General features: G+C 61.0%; 16 protein-coding genes. 12 read left to right on the forward strand and 4 right to left on the reverse strand.

Annotated features, from left to right (window positions below; genetic code table 11):
* Positions 1-32 precede the first annotated feature (32 nt).
* The gene (locus B9Z43_RS10020) at positions 33-938 is read right to left on the reverse strand and encodes an NAD(P)-dependent oxidoreductase (protein WP_108325020.1); all 906 of its coding nucleotides are present in this window, start codon (positions 936-938) and stop codon (positions 33-35) included.
* Between the two features lie 109 nt (positions 939-1047).
* Between B9Z43_RS10020 and B9Z43_RS10025 the strand changes: the two genes are divergently transcribed.
* A complete protein-coding gene (locus B9Z43_RS10025) occupies positions 1048-1731 on the forward strand; it encodes a YggS family pyridoxal phosphate-dependent enzyme (RefSeq protein WP_108325022.1) in 684 nt (227 codons plus the stop codon).
* A gap of 175 nt (positions 1732-1906) precedes the next feature.
* Positions 1907-3568: an energy-dependent translational throttle protein EttA gene (gene ettA, locus B9Z43_RS10030; RefSeq protein WP_108325024.1), complete on the forward strand. Its 1662-nt coding sequence runs from the start codon at positions 1907-1909 to the stop codon at positions 3566-3568.
* A gap of 226 nt (positions 3569-3794) precedes the next feature.
* On the opposite strand, the gene B9Z43_RS10035 is transcribed toward ettA, so the two are convergent.
* Entirely contained in the window at positions 3795-4067 is a 273-nt protein-coding gene (locus tag B9Z43_RS10035; protein WP_108325026.1) for a hypothetical protein, read from the reverse strand.
* Between the two features lie 77 nt (positions 4068-4144).
* Between B9Z43_RS10035 and B9Z43_RS10040 the strand changes: the two genes are divergently transcribed.
* The gene (locus B9Z43_RS10040) at positions 4145-4867 is read left to right on the forward strand and encodes a pseudouridine synthase (RefSeq protein WP_108325562.1); all 723 of its coding nucleotides are present in this window, start codon (positions 4145-4147) and stop codon (positions 4865-4867) included.
* A 2-nt stretch (positions 4868-4869) separates the two neighbouring features.
* Here the strand turns inward: B9Z43_RS10040 and B9Z43_RS10045 are convergent, their stop codons facing one another.
* Positions 4870-5766, reverse strand: coding sequence for an alpha/beta fold hydrolase (locus B9Z43_RS10045; RefSeq protein WP_108325028.1), 897 nt, complete (start codon positions 5764-5766; stop codon positions 4870-4872).
* Between the two features lie 64 nt (positions 5767-5830).
* Between B9Z43_RS10045 and B9Z43_RS10050 the strand changes: the two genes are divergently transcribed.
* The 9 genes from B9Z43_RS10050 to ntrC all read left to right on the forward strand — a co-directional run bounded on the left by B9Z43_RS10050 (position 5831) and on the right by ntrC (position 15180).
* Complete coding sequence (locus B9Z43_RS10050; protein WP_369910211.1) at positions 5831-6811, forward strand: YncE family protein; 981 nt, start codon at positions 5831-5833, stop codon at positions 6809-6811.
* Positions 6795-7631 carry a polysaccharide deacetylase family protein gene (locus B9Z43_RS10055; protein ID WP_108325030.1) on the forward strand — a complete coding sequence of 279 codons (837 nt, stop codon included), beginning with the start codon at positions 6795-6797 and terminating at the stop codon, positions 7629-7631. The genes B9Z43_RS10050 and B9Z43_RS10055 overlap by 17 nt, the downstream gene beginning before the upstream one ends.
* A 4-nt stretch (positions 7632-7635) precedes the next feature.
* Positions 7636-8598, forward strand: a complete 963-nt coding sequence (locus tag B9Z43_RS10060) for a sterol desaturase family protein (RefSeq protein WP_108325032.1) — start codon at positions 7636-7638, stop codon at positions 8596-8598.
* A 77-nt stretch (positions 8599-8675) separates the two neighbouring features.
* A complete protein-coding gene (locus B9Z43_RS10065) occupies positions 8676-9581 on the forward strand; it encodes an EI24 domain-containing protein (RefSeq protein WP_108325034.1) in 906 nt (301 codons plus the stop codon).
* Between the two features lie 24 nt (positions 9582-9605).
* Entirely contained in the window at positions 9606-10427 is an 822-nt protein-coding gene (locus B9Z43_RS10070) for a molybdopterin-binding protein (protein WP_108325036.1), read from the forward strand.
* A gap of 197 nt (positions 10428-10624) precedes the next feature.
* Positions 10625-12040, forward strand: a complete 1416-nt coding sequence (gene glnA / locus B9Z43_RS10075) for a type I glutamate--ammonia ligase (protein WP_108325039.1) — start codon at positions 10625-10627, stop codon at positions 12038-12040.
* Between the two features lie 95 nt (positions 12041-12135).
* Complete coding sequence (locus B9Z43_RS10080) at positions 12136-12576, forward strand: hypothetical protein (RefSeq protein WP_146183926.1); 441 nt, start codon at positions 12136-12138, stop codon at positions 12574-12576.
* Between the two features lie 8 nt (positions 12577-12584).
* Positions 12585-13649, forward strand: coding sequence for a nitrogen regulation protein NR(II) (glnL, locus tag B9Z43_RS10085; RefSeq protein WP_108325566.1), 1065 nt, complete (start codon positions 12585-12587; stop codon positions 13647-13649).
* A 19-nt stretch (positions 13650-13668) separates the two neighbouring features.
* Positions 13669-15180 carry a nitrogen regulation protein NR(I) gene (gene ntrC, locus B9Z43_RS10090; protein ID WP_108325043.1) on the forward strand — a complete coding sequence of 504 codons (1512 nt, stop codon included), beginning with the start codon at positions 13669-13671 and terminating at the stop codon, positions 15178-15180.
* A gap of 57 nt (positions 15181-15237) precedes the next feature.
* Here the strand turns inward: ntrC and B9Z43_RS10095 are convergent, their stop codons facing one another.
* Positions 15238-15531, reverse strand: coding sequence for a 2Fe-2S iron-sulfur cluster binding domain-containing protein (locus tag B9Z43_RS10095; protein WP_108325045.1), 294 nt, complete (start codon positions 15529-15531; stop codon positions 15238-15240).
* Positions 15532-15546: the final 15 nt, after the last annotated feature.

The raw sequence follows: 15546 nt of genomic DNA on the forward strand, positions 1-15546 counted from the left end.
GGCCGTGGCCGCTTTTTTTATGCCCAAAACGCTCAGCGCAGACGGCGGATCAGGCTGGAGGTGTCCCAGCGGCCGCCGCCCATTTTCTGCACATCGGCATAGAACTGGTCGACCAGCGCGGTCACTGGCAGACGGGCGCCGTTGCGTTTGGCTTCATCCAGCACCAGGCCCAGGTCTTTGCGCATCCAGTCCACGGCAAAGCCAAAATCAAATTTGTCATCGGCCATGGTCTTGCCGCGGTTGTCCATTTGCCAGCTTTGCGCGGCACCTTTGCCGATGACGTCCAGCACTTGGTGCATGTCCAGGCCAGCGGCTTGACCAAAGGCCACGGCTTCGGACAAGCCCTGCACCAGACCGGCGATACAGATCTGGTTGACCATCTTGGCCAGCTGGCCAGCGCCCGATTCGCCCAGCAGGGTGAAGGCACGCGAGAAAGCCATGGCGGCAGGGCGCACGTTGTCGAATGCTGCTTGATCGCCACCGCACATGACCGTGAGCACGCCGTTTTGCGCGCCGCCCTGGCCGCCCGACACGGGCGCATCCACAAAGTGCAGGCCCAGCTTTTGGGCTTCGCCGTACAGCTCGCGGGCCACTTCGGCCGAGGCGGTGGTGTGGTCCACAAAGATGGCGCCGGGCTTCATGCCAGCGAATGCGCCGTCTGGCCCTAAGACCACGCTGCGCAGGTCGGCGTCGTTGCCCACGCAGGCGAACACGATGTCGGCATTGGCAACGGCTTCGCGCGGGGTGGGGGCGCTGGCGTTGCCAGGGCACTCGGCCAGCCAAGCGGCGGCTTTGGCGGCGCTGCGGTTGTAGACGGTGACGTGGTGACCGGCACGGGCCAGGTGCCCGGCCATGGGGTAACCCATCACGCCCAGGCCCAAAAAGGCCACTTGGCGGGCGGGTGTCGGTTCGTAGGTCTTGTTGGCGATTTGGCTCATGGATGTGTCTCGAGGGTGAAAAAGATAGGCCGCTAATTTAGCAGTCCCGCGCCCAACCCCGCAGCGTGTCTGTGTATTGGGCGACATGGCGTTTGGTACCCTTGGGGCCATGAACGCTTCGATTGCAGACAATTTGGCGCAAGTGCATGCGCAGATGCAGGCCGCTTGCCTGGCCGCAGGGCGCCCCGAGGCCAGCGTGCGCTTGCTGGCCGTCTCCAAAACTTGGGGGCCCGATGCGGTGCGCCAGGCCCATGCCGCCGGGCAAACCGTCTTTGGCGAAAACTACATCCAGGAAGCGGTGGACAAGATCACCGCTTTGCGCGATTTGCCCCTGGAGTGGCATTGCATCGGACCCATCCAGAGCAACAAGTCCCGCCTGGTGGCCGAGCACTTTGACTGGGTGCACAGCATCGACCGCCTGAAGATCGCCCAGCGCCTGTCGGAGCAGCGGCCGGCCAGCTTGCCGCCTTTGCAGGTCTGCATCCAGGTCAATGTCGACGGCGGCGAGACCAAATCGGGCGTGACCCCAGAGGATTTGCCCGAGCTGGCCCAAGCCGTCGTTGCTTTGCCGAACGTGCAACTGCGTGGGTTGATGACCATTCCCGAGCCAGCCGAGTCGCCAGAAGCCGCCCGTGCGGTGCATCGGCAGGCCCGGCAGTTGCTCGAAGCCCTGAAGGGGCAGGGGCTAGAGCTGGACACCTTGTCCATGGGCATGTCGGCCGACATGGAGGCCGCCATTTTGGAGGGCAGCACCATGGTGCGTGTGGGCACGGCCATTTTTGGCAAGCGCTGAGGGGCTGAGGGGGCCGATTTCGGGCCCGATTGGCCTTGTGCGTGCCCGGATTGGCCGCTGGGCTGCTTCTGCTGGGATAATGTCGGGTTGCACAGCCCTGATCTGGTTTTCAGGTCAGCGGTTTTGAGCTTGCCCTCCCAGAGGCAAGCCCGCGCTATTTCACTCAGGTTACACCATGGCTCAATACGTTTTTTCTATGAACCGGGTCGGCAAGATCGTGCCGCCCAAGCGTCAGATTCTCAAAGACATCTCGCTGTCCTTCTTCCCCGGCGCCAAGATCGGCGTGCTGGGCACCAACGGTTCGGGCAAGTCCACCTTGCTCAAGATCATGGCTGGCATCGACAAAGAGATCGAAGGCGAAGCCATCCCCATGTCGGGCCTGAAGATCGGGTATCTGCCGCAAGAGCCCCAGCTGGACCCCACTGAAACCGTGCGCCAGTCGGTGGAAAACGGCATGGGTGAGATCAAGGCCGCGCAGGCCCGCCTCGAAGAGGTGTATGCCGCCTACGCCGAAGAAGACGCCGACTTTGACGCGCTGGCCGCCGAGCAGGCCAAGCTCGAAGCCATCATCGCCACCGCCGGTGACGCTTCTGACCACCAACTCGAAATCGCCGCCGACGCGCTGCGCCTGCCCCCATGGGACGCCGTGATCGGCAACCTGTCCGGCGGTGAAAAGCGCCGCGTGGCGCTGTGCCGCTTGCTGCTGTCGCGCCCCGACATGCTGCTGCTCGACGAGCCCACCAACCACTTGGACGCTGAAAGCGTGGACTGGCTGGAGCAGTTCCTGTCGCGTTTCTCGGGCACCGTGGTGGCCATCACCCACGACCGTTACTTCCTGGACAACGCCGCCGAATGGATTTTGGAACTCGACCGCGGTCACGGCATCCCCTACAAGGGCAACTACTCCACCTGGCTGGAACAAAAAGAAGCCCGCCTGGAGCAGGAACAGCGCACCGAAGACGCCCGCACCAAGGCCATGAAGAAGGAACTGGAGTGGGCCCGCGCCAACCCCAAGGGCCGTCAAGCCAAGAGCAAGGCCCGTTTGGCCCGCTTTGAAGAGCTGAGCGACTACGAATACCAGCAGCGCAATGAAACCCAGGAGATCTTCATCCCTGTGGCCGAGCGTCTGGGCAACGAGGTGTTCGAGTTCAAGAACGTCAGCAAGTCCTTTGGCGACCGCATGCTGATCGACAACCTGAGCTTCCAGGTGCCTGCGGGCGCCATCGTCGGCATCATCGGCCCCAACGGTGCCGGTAAATCGACCCTGTTCAAACTGATTTCTGGCAAAGAACAACCAGACAGTGGCGAGGTCAAGATCGGCCAGACCGTGAAGATGGCCTTTGTGGACCAGAACCGCGATGATCTGGACAACAACAAGACCGTCTGGGAAGACGTTTCGGGTGGTTTGGACATCATCAACGTCGGCAAGTTCCAGATGGCCAGCCGGGCGTATTGCGGCCGTTTCAACTTCAACGGTGGCGACCAGCAAAAGAAGGTCGGCATGCTGTCGGGCGGTGAGCGCGGCCGTTTGCACTTGGCCAAGACCCTGATCGAAGGCGGCAACGTGTTGCTGCTGGACGAACCTTCGAACGACCTGGACGTGGAAACCTTGCGTGCCTTGGAAGACGCGCTGCTGGAGTTTGCGGGTTCCGTCATGGTCATCAGCCACGACCGCTGGTTCCTGGACCGCATTGCGACGCACATTCTGGCCGCCGAAGGCGACAGCCAGTGGGTGTTCTTTGACGGCAACTACCAGGAATATGAAGCCGACAAGAAGAAACGCTTGGGCGAAGAAGGCGCCAAGCCCAAGCGCGTGCGCTTCAAGGCGCTCAAGTAATCAGCTGCTTCGCACAAAACCAGGGGCCCTTCGGGGCCCCTTGTCGTTGGGGCCCTTGATCATCAAGAATCGCGGCACATCCAGCCTGTCACCCCGAAGACCCGGGGGCCATGCCCGTGCACGGTACTTGTGGAATGCTTGTGGTGGCGGTGTGGCAGATGGATCCCGGATCAAGTCCGGGATGACGAGTGACTGTCCGGGATGGCTGGCCAAAGGCGGAGGGCGCTTAACGTGATGCTTGTTGGGCTTTCTCAAGCCACATTTGCAGGCTGTCCAGCAAGTCCTTCTGGCTGAACGAGCAGCTTTCTTCGCTGAACAGGGCGCTGGATTCCAGTCGGTCGAGCAGATTGCCAAGCACCACGCCGAACTTCTCAGGCAAGGCCAACAGGGCAGCATCGCTTCGCCACTGTTGGATCAACACGTTTTGGGACACCGTGCCCTGCACGCAGGCCGTGAGCGTGTTGTTCATGCGGGTCAAAGTGTCGAGTGCTGCGCTCATCGTCATGGGGCTCCTGCAAAGTCTGTGGCATTTCGAGGCGACAATCATGCCCCATGAAAGCCAAATCCCTCAAACCCATGCGCCTGGAAGACATTTTGTTCAGCCAGGGTTTTGGCACCCGCCGTGTGTGTGCCGGTCTCGTTCAGCAAGGCTACGTCAAGGTGGCTGGTGAGGTGGTCACCGATGCGGGTGAATTCTTCGAACCCGAAGGTTTGATGTTCAATGTGCAGGGCACCGATTGGCCTTTCAAAGAACACGCTTATGTGCTGCTGAACAAGCCCGCAGGCACCGAGTGTTCGCAAAAGCCATCGACTTGGCCGAGCATCTACACCTTGCTGCCCGCGCCCTTGCGCCAGCGCCCCCAAAAAGCCGCTGTGCAGGGCGTGCAGGCGGTGGGCAGGTTGGACCAGGACACCACGGGATTGCTGCTGCTGACCGATGACGGCAAGTTCATCCACAAGATGAGTTCACCCAAGCACCATGTGCCCAAGGTCTATGAAGTGAGCACCAAGCACCCGATCACCCCTGAGATGGTGGACAAACTTCTGAGCGGCGTGGTGCTGGACGATGACCCTAAGCCCGTCAAAGCTGCGGCTTGCGAGGCCGTGGGCGAGCTGCACCTGAAGCTGACCCTGACCGAAGGCAAATACCACCAGGTCAAACGCATGCTGGCGGCGGTGGGCAACCGGGTGGAAGCTTTGCACCGTTCGCAAATTGGCGGCTTGGTTTTGAATGATCTGGCGCCGGGTCAATGGCGTTGGTTGACGGACGAAGATTTGGCTTTGCTCAAACCCAGATGATTTCAGCAGCCAAGGCCGGGGTGCGTTCCTGGCTTCGGCCCAGACCGAGTGCAGCAGTGAGGTCCGTCGGGGCTCACGCCACCCAACTCAAGAGTGCTCACGAAGTCTTGCACAGCCCCGGCCACCGCCTCCGCCTGGTCCTTGTGCGGTGAATGCCCGCAGGCGGGCAGTTTCAGCAGCTGCGCTTGCGGCACGGCTTGGGCAATGTCGTCGATTTGCGCCATCGTGCCGTAGGGGTCGTCTTCGCCTTGTATCGCCAGCAAGGGCACCGTGATGGTGTGCAGTTCGGGGCGGATGTCGAATGTTCGGAAGGCGTCGCTGAGCCAGACATCGTTCCATTGCCAGAAGGCGCAGTCCACATTGGCATGAAAAGCTGCCAGCCGTTGGCGCAGGGGGCCTTGTTCGTAGGCTTGGCGTGCAGCGGTGATGGCTTGCACCGAGATGTCTTCCACCATCACATGGGGCGCCATGACGATGCAGCCGGCCACCGGGTGCTGGCTGGCGTGGAGCAGGGCGATGGTGCCGCCGTCCGAGTGGCCCAGCAGCAGGGGGCGTTCAATGTTCAAGGCTTGCAACAAGGCGGGCAAAACCGCCAGGGCTTCGCGGTGCATGTAGTCAGGCAAGAGGCGCCCATGGCGTTGGCCCTTGTCGATGCGTGAGGGGCCGCGCACGTCGGGCGTGGCTTCGGACTGACCATAGCCCTGGCGTGAATAGACCACTCCCGGCAGGCCAAGTTGGGCGCACAGCCGGGCGGGCCAGTCGCGCCAAAGGGCCACGCTGCCCAAGCCTTCGTGCAAAAACACCAGTGTGGGCCCTGATGAAGGCCCTTCAGGCTGGATGTGTTGCACCTCCAGGCGTGTGCCCAGAACACTCAGGTGGCGCAAAGAGCTGGTTTGCATCAATTGTCTTTCTCGGGGGGCGATTACACTCAAAGGTTACTTGAAAGCTTACCGCGTGATTGTCTTGAACCGATTTTTCCGTACCTTGGGTCTGTGGCTCTTTTGTTTGACCCAATTGAGCGCTTTTGCTGCCGCGCCAGCACCCGTATTTGTGCTCAATTCTCTGGATGGCAATGTCAGCGTGATCGACCCGGTCAGCTGGACGGAGCAAAAACGCATCCCCACGGGCAAAGAGCCGCACCACCTGTACCTCACGCCGGACGAGAAGTCGGTCATCGTGGCCAATGCGCTGAGCGATTCGCTCACGTTCATTGACCCGCGCACGGCGCAGATCCAGCGCACGGTGACGGGCATTCTGGACCCGTATCAGCTGCGTTTTTCGCCCGACATGAAGTGGTTTGTCACCGCCGCCAACCGCTTGAACCATGTGGACATTTACCGCTGGGATGGTCACAACGCTGTTTTGTCCAAGCGCATCCAGACGGGCAAGACGCCCAGCCATTTGTGGATCGACAGCAAAAGCACCACGGTGTGGGCATCGATCCAGGACAGCAATGAGCTGTTGTCGGTAGATCTGGCCACGCAGACGGTGAAGTCGCGCACCCCCGTGGGCCCCATGCCTGCCGATGTGTTTGGCACGCCGGACGACAAATTGCTGCTGGTGGGCCTGACCGCCAGCGACGGGGTGGAGGTGTACGACATCTCGGGTCCGCAGCCGCGCTTGGTGAAGAAGCTGCCCACAGGCAAGGGCGCGCATGCGTTTCGGGCTTTGGGCGACCGCAAGCATGTGCTGGTGAGCAACCGCGTGGCCAACACGATCAGCCAGATCGACTACAGAAGCTTGCAGGTGGTGGCCGAGTTCCCAGGCCCTTCCGGCCCAGACTGCATGGACATCACGGCCGATGGCAAATTCATTTTGTTGGCCTCACGTTGGGCCCGCAAATTGACCGTGATCGACATCGCTTCGCGCAAAGTGGTCAAGCAGGTGCCGGTGGGCAAGTCGCCGCACGGGGTGTGGACTTTGGACCATGCGCCACGCCAATAAGCTTCGCACCTTGGTCATCTGCGGTTTGACCGCAGTCGCCAATTTGGCTGCGGCACAAACCGCAGCTTGCCCTCAGCCGGTTTACCTGACCTTGGACACCGGCCACATGGGCGTGGCGCCCTTGATGGCACAGGTGCTGCAACGCCAGCAAGTGAAGGTCACTTTCTTTGCGGCGCAAGAGAAAACCCAGCAGGGCGACGGCACTTTGGGCCAGCACTGGGCCCCCTGGTGGCGCGAGCGCGCTGCCGAAGGCCATGCCTTTGCATCGCACACCTGGGACCACGCGTATTGGCGGGCCGACCTGAAGGGCGCTGACACCGGGCGCTTTCAAATTCGCCCCAGCTCTGGCGCTCAGGCCGGGCAAAACCTCACTTGGACGGCTGCGCAGTATTGCGCCAATTTGCGCCAAGCCGCGCAGCGTTTGCAAGACATCACCGGTCAGAGGCCTTTGCCGCTGTTCAGGGCGCCGGGCGGCAAAACATCGCCCGCTTTATTGCAGGCGGCCCGTCAGTGCGGCTTTGCGCATGTGGACTGGGCCGATGCGGGTTTTCTGGGCGATGAATTGCCCAGCGACAAATTCCCCAACGCGCAGTTGCTGCAAAAGGCTTTGACCCGTATCCGCCCGGGCGACATCTTGATGGCGCATTTGGGCATCTGGTCGCGGCAAGACCCTTGGGCGCCTGCGGTGCTGGAGCCGCTGATTGAAGGGCTCAAGGCCAAGGGCATGTGCTTTGCCACCTTGCGCGAGCACCCTCAGTACAAGAGCTGGATCGCACAACACCCACTGGAACTCTCGGGGCATGCTGTTTCAGGACAATGACGCCATGGACGCTTTGACAGACGCATTCGCTTTTTTGCAGCAATGGCTTTTTGAGACCCTGGTGCAGCCTGTGGGCTTTGCGCTGGGCCAAGGAAATTTGCTGGAAAAAGCCTACGAAGGCACGGGCTGGTTGGTGGTGGGCTTGCTGCAGATCGCGGTCATGCTGGTGGTGATTGGCCCCTTGCAAAAACGCTGGCCGGCAGAGCCGCTGGCCGACGCGTGGGCGGTCAAGATCGACATCCTCTACACGGTGATCCACCGCCTGGGGCTGTTCAAGCTGGTGATGTTCTTCACGCTGGAGACCTGGTTTGAAAACGTCTGGGGCCAGCTGCGCACAATGGGTTTGCCCACTTGGCATCTTGACCAGGTCTGGCCTGGCGTGACCGACCAAGCGGTGGTCAGCTTTGTGATTTACCTGGTGTTCTTCGATTTCGTGCATTACTGGATGCACCGGGCGCAGCACCAGTCGGCACGCTGGTGGGCGCTGCATGCCTTGCACCATTCGCAGCGGCAAATGACGATGTGGTCCGACAACCGCAACCACCTGCTGGACGATGTCATCACCAGCTTGGTGTTGGCCGCTGTGGCCATGTTGGTGGGCGTGGGCCCTGGGCAGTTTGTGGCGCTGGTGGCCGTGAGCCAGTTGAGTGAGAACTTCCAGCACGCCAATGTGCGCATGTGGTTCGGGCCTGTGGGCGAGCGCTTGTGGGTCAGCCCGCGCTTTCACCGCAGGCACCACAGCATCGGCATTGGCCACGAGTCCGACTTCGAAGGCCGCAAGGTCCTGGGTGGCTGCAACTTCGGCGTGCTTTTGCCCTGGTGGGACATGCTGTTTGGCACAGCTGATTTCCAGCTGCGCTACGACGCCACTGGCGTGCGCGACCAAGTCGAGCAAAGCCGCGATTACGGCCAGGGCTTTTGGGCGCAGCAGCGGCAGGGCCTGCTGCGGTTGCTGGGCCGGGCCTGAGCGCTTTTTCCTGCGTCACTGCGAGCAGCGAAGCGACGTGGCAGTCCAGTGCTCGGTGAGCTGATAAGCTTCGCGCCATGAAGTTGTTGATCGATTCTTTCTGGCGTGCCGCCATCTATTGCCTGATGCCACGCGTCATCGGCTTGTCACTTTTGCCTTTGGTCCTGACCGTCGCCTTGTCGGGCTTTCTGGGCTACATGTATTGGGATGTGGCGGTCTTGACGGTTCAGCGTTGGCTCGAAGCGTCCAGTTGGCTCGATGGCGTATGGCGCTGGCTCGAAGGGGTGGGCTTTGCCAACCTCAAGACGGTGGTCGGCCCGCTGTTGGTGATTTTCTCGGTCACGCCTTTGGTGGTGGTGGTGTCTTTGCTGGCGGTCTCTGTGCTCATGACCCCGGCCTTGACCCGCATGGTGATGGACAGGCGCTTCCCGCAGATGCAACGCAAGCAGGGCGCCAGCTTTGTTCGCAGTGTGCTGTGGTCTTTGGGCTCGGTGTTGTTGGCACTGGGCGCCTTCTTGCTGACTTTGCCTTTGTGGCTGGTGCCGCCTTTGGCCATGTTGTTGCCCGCCTTGGTCTGGGGCTGGCTGACTTACCGAGTGATGGCGTTTGACGTGCTGGCCGAGTTTGCCAGCCAGGACGAGCGCCACACGCTGATGGCCCGCCACCGCATGAGCTTGCTGGCGATCGGGGTGATCACCGGCTTGATGGGCGCCGCGCCCAGCCTGGTGTGGGCTTCCGGCGCTTTGTTTGCAGCGGCCTTTGTGATTTTGGTGCCGGTGGCCATCTGGATCTACACCCTGGTGTTTGCTTTTTCTTCTTTGTGGTTTGCCCACTATGCGCTGGCCGCCTTGCAGGCTTTGCGCCACGAGCCTGTGCAGGCCCATGTGGATGAAGTGTTGCCCGCTGTGCCCTTGCACGTCTCGGCCCGTTTGGGGCTGGACCCAGATGGCGTGACGGATGTCGATCCGCGCCGCATACCTTGAGACTTTTTTCAGAAAGCTTTGCACATGACGCCCACATTTGGTCTGATCATCATTGGTGACGAAATCATGTCCGGCAAACGCCAGGACAAGCACATGCCCAAAGTCATCGAGCTGATGACCGCACGCGGCCTGAGCCTGACGTGGGTGGAATACGTGGGCGATTCGCCCGAGCGCATCACCGCCACGCTGGCCCGTGCCTTTGCCTCGGGCGATGTGGTGTTTTCTTGCGGGGGCATCGGCGCCACGCCAGACGACCACACCCGCCAGTGCGCGGGCAAGGCGCTGGGCGTGCCGCTGGCCTTGCACCCCGAAGCGGAAAGCCTGATCCGCGAACGCATGCAGGACACGGCCAAAGAGCAGGGCGTGCCCTACGAACCCGATCGTGCAGACAATGTGCACCGCTTGAACATGGGTGTCTTTCCCCAAGGCGCGCAGATCATCCGCAACCCGTACAACAAGATCCCGGGGTTCAGTTGCGCTGGCGCCCAGGGTGGTGCGGTGCATTTCGTGCCGGGTTTCCCGGTAATGGCCTGGCCCATGATCGAGTCGGTGCTGGACAGCCGCTATGCGCAGCACTTTCAGAAAAACGCGCAGCTTGAAAAGTCGGTGATCATTTTGGGGGCCATGGAGTCCACGCTCACGCCTTTCATGGAATCCATCGAAGCGCAGCATCCGGGCGTCAAAGTGTTCAGCTTGCCCAGCGTCGACCACCCGCAATGGGGGCGGCACATTGAGCTGGGCGTCAAGGGTGATCCTGTGCTGGCCGAGGCGGCTTATGTCCAGCTCAGGTCTTCGCTGGAAACCCTGGGTCTGAGCTATGGCCCAGAATTGGTGCGAAACCTTTAATTGCACCAAACTGGTTCATAATTGCACCAATTTGGTGTTATGGCTTGGCGGCTTTTTTCAAGCGGCGGGCTCAGAAGTCCTTCAGTCAGAGGCACAATTGAAGGCTGTTCGGGTGTGCGGGTCTGAGCCAGAGTTGGCACAGAAACTGCATAAGCTGAGCGTAGATTTTTAACACCTTTTCCAACCAGGAGAATTTGATGGCCAAGACCGTCGCAGACGTGATGAAGATGGTGAAAGAGAACGAAGTCAAGTTCGTTGACTTCCGTTTCACCGATACCCGTGGCAAGTGGCAGCACATTACTGCGCCTGTGTCGCAGTTTGACGAAAGCAAATTCGAAGAAGGTCAAGCGTTTGACGGCTCTTCGATCGCTGGTTGGAAGGGCATTGAAGCCTCCGACATGTTGTTGATCCCTGACGCCAACAGCGCCTTCATTGACCCCTTCTTTGAAGAAGTCACGTTGGTCCTGATCTGCGACGTGATCGAACCCACCGACGGCAAAGCCTACGAGCGTGACCCACGTTCGATCGCCAAGCGCGCTGAGACATACCTCAAGCAAGCTGGCCTGGGCGACACCGCTTTCTTCGGTCCAGAACCCGAATTCTTCTTGTTTGACGACGTGCGTTGGAGCACCGAGCCGAACAACACCTTCTACGCCATCGACGAAGCCGAAGCCCCATGGAACAGCGGCACCAAGATGGAAAACGGCAACAGCGGTCACCGCAACCGTGTCAAGGGTGGCTACTTCCCAGTGCCTCCTGTTGACAGCACGCACGACATGCGCAGCGAGATGTCCCTGATCCTCGAATCGATTGGCATTCCAGTCGAAGTGCACCACCACGAAGTGGCGGGCGCTGGTCAGTGCGAAATCGGCACCCGTTTCTCGACCTTGGTTGAGCGCGCCGACTGGACCCTGATGCAAAAGTACGTGATCCACAACGTGGCCAACGCTTACGGCAAAACCGCCACGTTCATGCCCAAGCCTTACGCTGGCGACAACGGCTCCGGCATGCACGTTCACCAGTCCGTCTGGAAAGACGGCAAGAACCTGTTCGCTGGCAATGGTTACGCTGGTTTGTCTGAATTCGCCCTGTTCTACATCGGCGGCATCATCAAGCACGCTCGCGCCCTGAACGCGATCACCAACCCTGGCACCAACAGCTACAAGCGTCTGGTGCCTCACTACGAAGCGCCTGTGAAATTGGCTTACTCTGCCAAGAACCGCTCCGCTTCGATCCGCATTCCTAACGTGGCATCCGACAAGGGCCGTCGCGTGGAAGCTCGCTTCCCCGATCCATTGTGCAACCCTTACCTGGGCTTCGCAGCCCTGTTGATGGCTGGCTTGGACGGCGTGGAAAACAAGATCCACCCCGGCGAAGCTGCCACCAAAGACCTGTACCACCTGCCTCCAGAAGAAGACAAGTTGGTGCCCACTGTGTGCTCCAGCTTGGACCAGGCCCTGGAAGCCCTCAACGCTGACCGCGCTTTCTTGACCAAAGGCGGCGTGTTCACCGATTCGTGGATCGACGCTTACATCGACTTGAAGATGCAAGAAGTCAACCGCAGCCGCGTGGAAGTGGCACCTGTCGAATACGACATGTACTTCTCCCTGTAATCCTGCACATGCGGATTGCACAGCTCAGTGCAAAAAAGGACGGCTTCGGCCGTCCTTTTTTTTGCCTTTGCTGCTTGTGGGTCTTGGTGGGCTGCATGGCTGCGCAAGCACAGGACACCATTTACCGCTGCGGGCAGGAGTACACCAATGCACCGCAAGGCAAGGCCGCTTGTGTGCGCGTGGCCATCTCGTCTGCCGTCACGGTGATCGGAGCCACACGCCCCAACGGTGCGCCGCAGGCTGTTCGCACCACATCGGATGAGGGCACAGCCTTGGTGCCATCTGCGCGCACCAAAACGGATGATTTGCCTGCCACGCAGCGCGAACGCGATGTGCAGGCCCGCGCCATCTTGCTGCAGGAGCTGGACCAGGCCAAGCGCCAGCAAGCGCAGTTGCAGCAGGCCTTGAAGGACCTGCCTGTGGGCCAAGCGCCCGAGAAGGTGACGGCCGCCAAAGCCGCCATCGAGCGCAACCAGCGTGACATCGACAGCCTTCAGCGTGAGCTTTCCCGCCGCCCTGTGGCGGCCAACCCTTGAGCAAGACCATGTCTTCACCCGTCTCTCGTTTTCAGGCCTTTGATTTGTTGGCCACCCCCATCGCCGTGATCGAGGGCGAAGGGCGCATCAGTTTTGTCAACGCGGCCCTGGAAGACGTGATGGGCATGTCGCGCCGCAGTTTGATGGGCGCTTATTTGCCTGATTTTTTTGCCGATCCCCAGCCATTGAAAAATGCCTTGATCGGCGCACGGTCGAACGAGTTTGCAGCGCTGCGCTACGAAGCCATGCTCAACCGCTTGCACCATGGCGACAGCTTGCCGGTGCACATGATCGTTGCACCCTCGGACCGTGCGGAAGAGGTGATCATCGAGCTGCTGCCGGTGGAGCAGCAAACCCGCCAAGAGCGTGAAGAGCGCCTGCTGGAGCAGGCGCTGGCCAACAAGGAGCTGATTCGCAATTTGGCCCACGAGATCAAGAACCCGCTGGGCGGTATCCGCGGCTCGGCCCAGTTGCTTGAGATGGAGCTCGACAACAAAGACCTCACCGAATACACGCAGGTCATCATCCACGAAGCCGATCGCCTGCAAACCTTGGTGGACCGTTTGCTGGCGCCGCACCGCCGCCCACATGTGGTGGGCGATGTGAACATCCACGAGGTGTGCGAGCGCGTTCGCTCCTTGATCCTGGCCGAGTTCCCCAAGGGCTTGAAGGTGGTGCGCGATTACGACACCTCGATTCCGGAGTTCCGGGGCGACCGTGAGCAGTTGATTCAGACCGTGCTCAACATCTCGCACAATGCGGCGCAGGCCCTGTCGGATCGCATCGCGCAAGGCGATGGACAGATCACATTCAAGAGCCGAATCTTGAGGCAAGTCACGTTTGGCAAGCAGCGTTATCGCCTGGCACTGGAATTGCATGTGATCGACAACGGGCCTGGTGTACCAGACTCGATCAAGGACCGCATTTTCTTCCCGCTCATATCGGGACGCGAAGGCGGCTCAGGCCTGGGGCTGACGTTGGCACAAACTTTTGTGCAACAGCACCACGGCATGATCGAGTGTGACAGCGAGCCCGGTCGTACGGATTTCAAGATTTTGATTCCGTTGCCTTGAACCCAAGAAAGCCCCTCAAATGAAGCCGATCTGGATCGTAGACGATGACCAATCCATCCGCTTTGTGCTTGAGAAAGCATTGCTGCGCGAAGGCCTGCCCACGCGCAGTTTCACCAACCCGCGCGAGGTCCTGAAAGCGCTCGACTCGGAAGAAGGGCGCGATGGCCCGCAGGTGCTGGTCAGCGACATCCGCATGCCCGGGGGCTCGGGTTTGGACCTGTTGGCCACCATCAAGCAGCGCATGCCCGGTTTGCCCGTCATCATCATGACGGCCTTCTCCGATCTGGACAGTGCCGTCTCGGCCTTCCAAAGCGGCGCCTTCGAGTACCTGCCCAAGCCATTTGACTTGCCCAAGGCGGTGGAGCTGATCCGCCGGGCGGTGGACGAGAGCCAACGCGAAGACGTGGCCGAAGAGAAATTGGTGGAAGCGCCCGAGATGCTCGGGCAAGCCCCGGCCATGCAAGACGTTTTCCGGGGCATTGGCCGCTTGGCGCAAAGCCATGTGACCGTGCTGATCACAGGCGAGTCGGGCTCGGGCAAAGAATTGGTGGCGCATGCGCTGCACAAGCATTCGCCCCGTGCCAACCAGCCCTTTGTGGCCATCAACACCGCAGCCATCCCCAAGGATTTGCTGGAGAGTGAATTGTTCGGCCACGAGCGGGGTGCCTTCACGGGCGCACAAGCTTCACGGCGCGGGCGTTTTGAGCAGGCCGATGGCGGCACCTTGTTCCTCGATGAAATCGGGGACATGCCCTTTGATTTGCAGACCCGTTTGCTGCGTGTCTTGTCGGACGGCCATTTCTACCGCGTGGGCGGTCACAGCGCGGTCAAGGCCAATGTGCGCGTGATCGCCGCCACCCACCAAGACCTCGAAGAGCGCGTCAAACAAGGCGTCTTTCGCGAAGACTTGTTCCACCGCCTGAACGTGATCCGTTTGCGTTTGCCTGCGCTGCGCGAACGCCGCGAAGACGTGCCCATGCTGGCACGTTATTTCCTGCAGCGCAGTGCGCAGCAGCTGGGTGTGGAGCCCAAGCGCATGGCAGAAGCGGCCATGGACAAGCTGGGGCAGTTCCAGTTTCCGGGCAACGTGCGCCAGTTGGAAAACATTTGCCACTGGCTGACCGTCATGGCGCCGTCGCAGCTCATTGAGCTCAAGGACTTGCCGCCAGAGGTCTTGGCAGCGGGTGCGCCCACCCCTGTGGTGGCCGGTGATGCGGCCACGGCGTCGGTGGCCCCATCGTCAGATGCAGGTGCTTTGCCCACCGCAAGTGCGCTGGCGGCAACGCCTTCGACCGCGCCTGTGACCGCCTCAGGGGGCGTGTGGGAGTCGGGGCTGGAGGAAGAGGCCTTGGCTTTGCTCCATGCCGGGCGCACCGATGTATGGGATGTGCTCACGCGGCGTTTTGAAACCAGCCTGATCCAGGCGGCCCTGTCGACCACGCGGGGGCGCCGCATCGAAGCGGCTCAAAAACTGGGCATCGGGCGCAACACCATCACCCGCAAGATCCAGGAGCTGGGCATCGACGAGTGAGGTGCCGGGCGTGCCGTGCCAAGGCACGCCCCAGCTTGCCCATGCACATGGCCAAGCTCAGTCAGCGAAGGGGTCTTTGAGCGACACGTCACCCATCGGGTACGCCACGCAAGGCAACACGCAGCCTTCGGCTTTTTCTTCAGCGGTCAGGCCGGGCCAGGCCATCTCGTAGCGCACCTGGCCTGAGACCAACTGGCCGATGCAGGTGCGGCAGGTGCCCGAGCGGCAGGAGCTGGGCCACTGCAGGCCGCCTTGCTCCAGAGAGTCCAGCAAAGTTTGTTCACGCCAGGCGTCAAAGCTGCCGCCATCGGGCGCGATGCGGGCATTGAAGAATGGGATGTCCTGGCTCATGCGCGGTGCAGGCTC

It is taken from the genome of Limnohabitans sp. MMS-10A-192, assembly GCF_003063335.1.
GTDB lineage: Bacteria > Pseudomonadota > Gammaproteobacteria > Burkholderiales > Burkholderiaceae_C > Limnohabitans_A.

Excerpts from the sequence above, each read along its gene's own strand:
- B9Z43_RS10020 (WP_108325020.1), bottom strand. The coding sequence starts at position 938 with ATGAGCCAAATCGCCAACAAGACCTACGAACCGACACCCGCCCGCCAA.
- B9Z43_RS10025 (WP_108325022.1), top strand. The coding sequence starts at position 1,048 with ATGAACGCTTCGATTGCAGACAATTTGGCGCAAGTGCATGCGCAGATG.
- ettA (WP_108325024.1), top strand. The coding sequence starts at position 1,907 with ATGGCTCAATACGTTTTTTCTATGAACCGGGTCGGCAAGATCGTGCCG.
- B9Z43_RS10035 (WP_108325026.1), bottom strand. The coding sequence starts at position 4,067 with ATGAGCGCAGCACTCGACACTTTGACCCGCATGAACAACACGCTCACG.
- B9Z43_RS10040 (WP_108325562.1), top strand. The coding sequence starts at position 4,145 with ATGCGCCTGGAAGACATTTTGTTCAGCCAGGGTTTTGGCACCCGCCGT.
- B9Z43_RS10045 (WP_108325028.1), bottom strand. The coding sequence starts at position 5,766 with ATGCAAACCAGCTCTTTGCGCCACCTGAGTGTTCTGGGCACACGCCTG.
- B9Z43_RS10055 (WP_108325030.1), top strand. The coding sequence starts at position 6,795 with ATGCGCCACGCCAATAAGCTTCGCACCTTGGTCATCTGCGGTTTGACC.
- B9Z43_RS10060 (WP_108325032.1), top strand. The coding sequence starts at position 7,636 with ATGGACGCTTTGACAGACGCATTCGCTTTTTTGCAGCAATGGCTTTTT.
- B9Z43_RS10065 (WP_108325034.1), top strand. The coding sequence starts at position 8,676 with ATGAAGTTGTTGATCGATTCTTTCTGGCGTGCCGCCATCTATTGCCTG.
- B9Z43_RS10070 (WP_108325036.1), top strand. The coding sequence starts at position 9,606 with ATGACGCCCACATTTGGTCTGATCATCATTGGTGACGAAATCATGTCC.
- glnA (WP_108325039.1), top strand. The coding sequence starts at position 10,625 with ATGGCCAAGACCGTCGCAGACGTGATGAAGATGGTGAAAGAGAACGAA.
- B9Z43_RS10080 (WP_146183926.1), top strand. The coding sequence starts at position 12,136 with ATGGCTGCGCAAGCACAGGACACCATTTACCGCTGCGGGCAGGAGTAC.
- glnL (WP_108325566.1), top strand. The coding sequence starts at position 12,585 with ATGTCTTCACCCGTCTCTCGTTTTCAGGCCTTTGATTTGTTGGCCACC.
- ntrC (WP_108325043.1), top strand. The coding sequence starts at position 13,669 with ATGAAGCCGATCTGGATCGTAGACGATGACCAATCCATCCGCTTTGTG.
- B9Z43_RS10095 (WP_108325045.1), bottom strand. The coding sequence starts at position 15,531 with ATGAGCCAGGACATCCCATTCTTCAATGCCCGCATCGCGCCCGATGGC.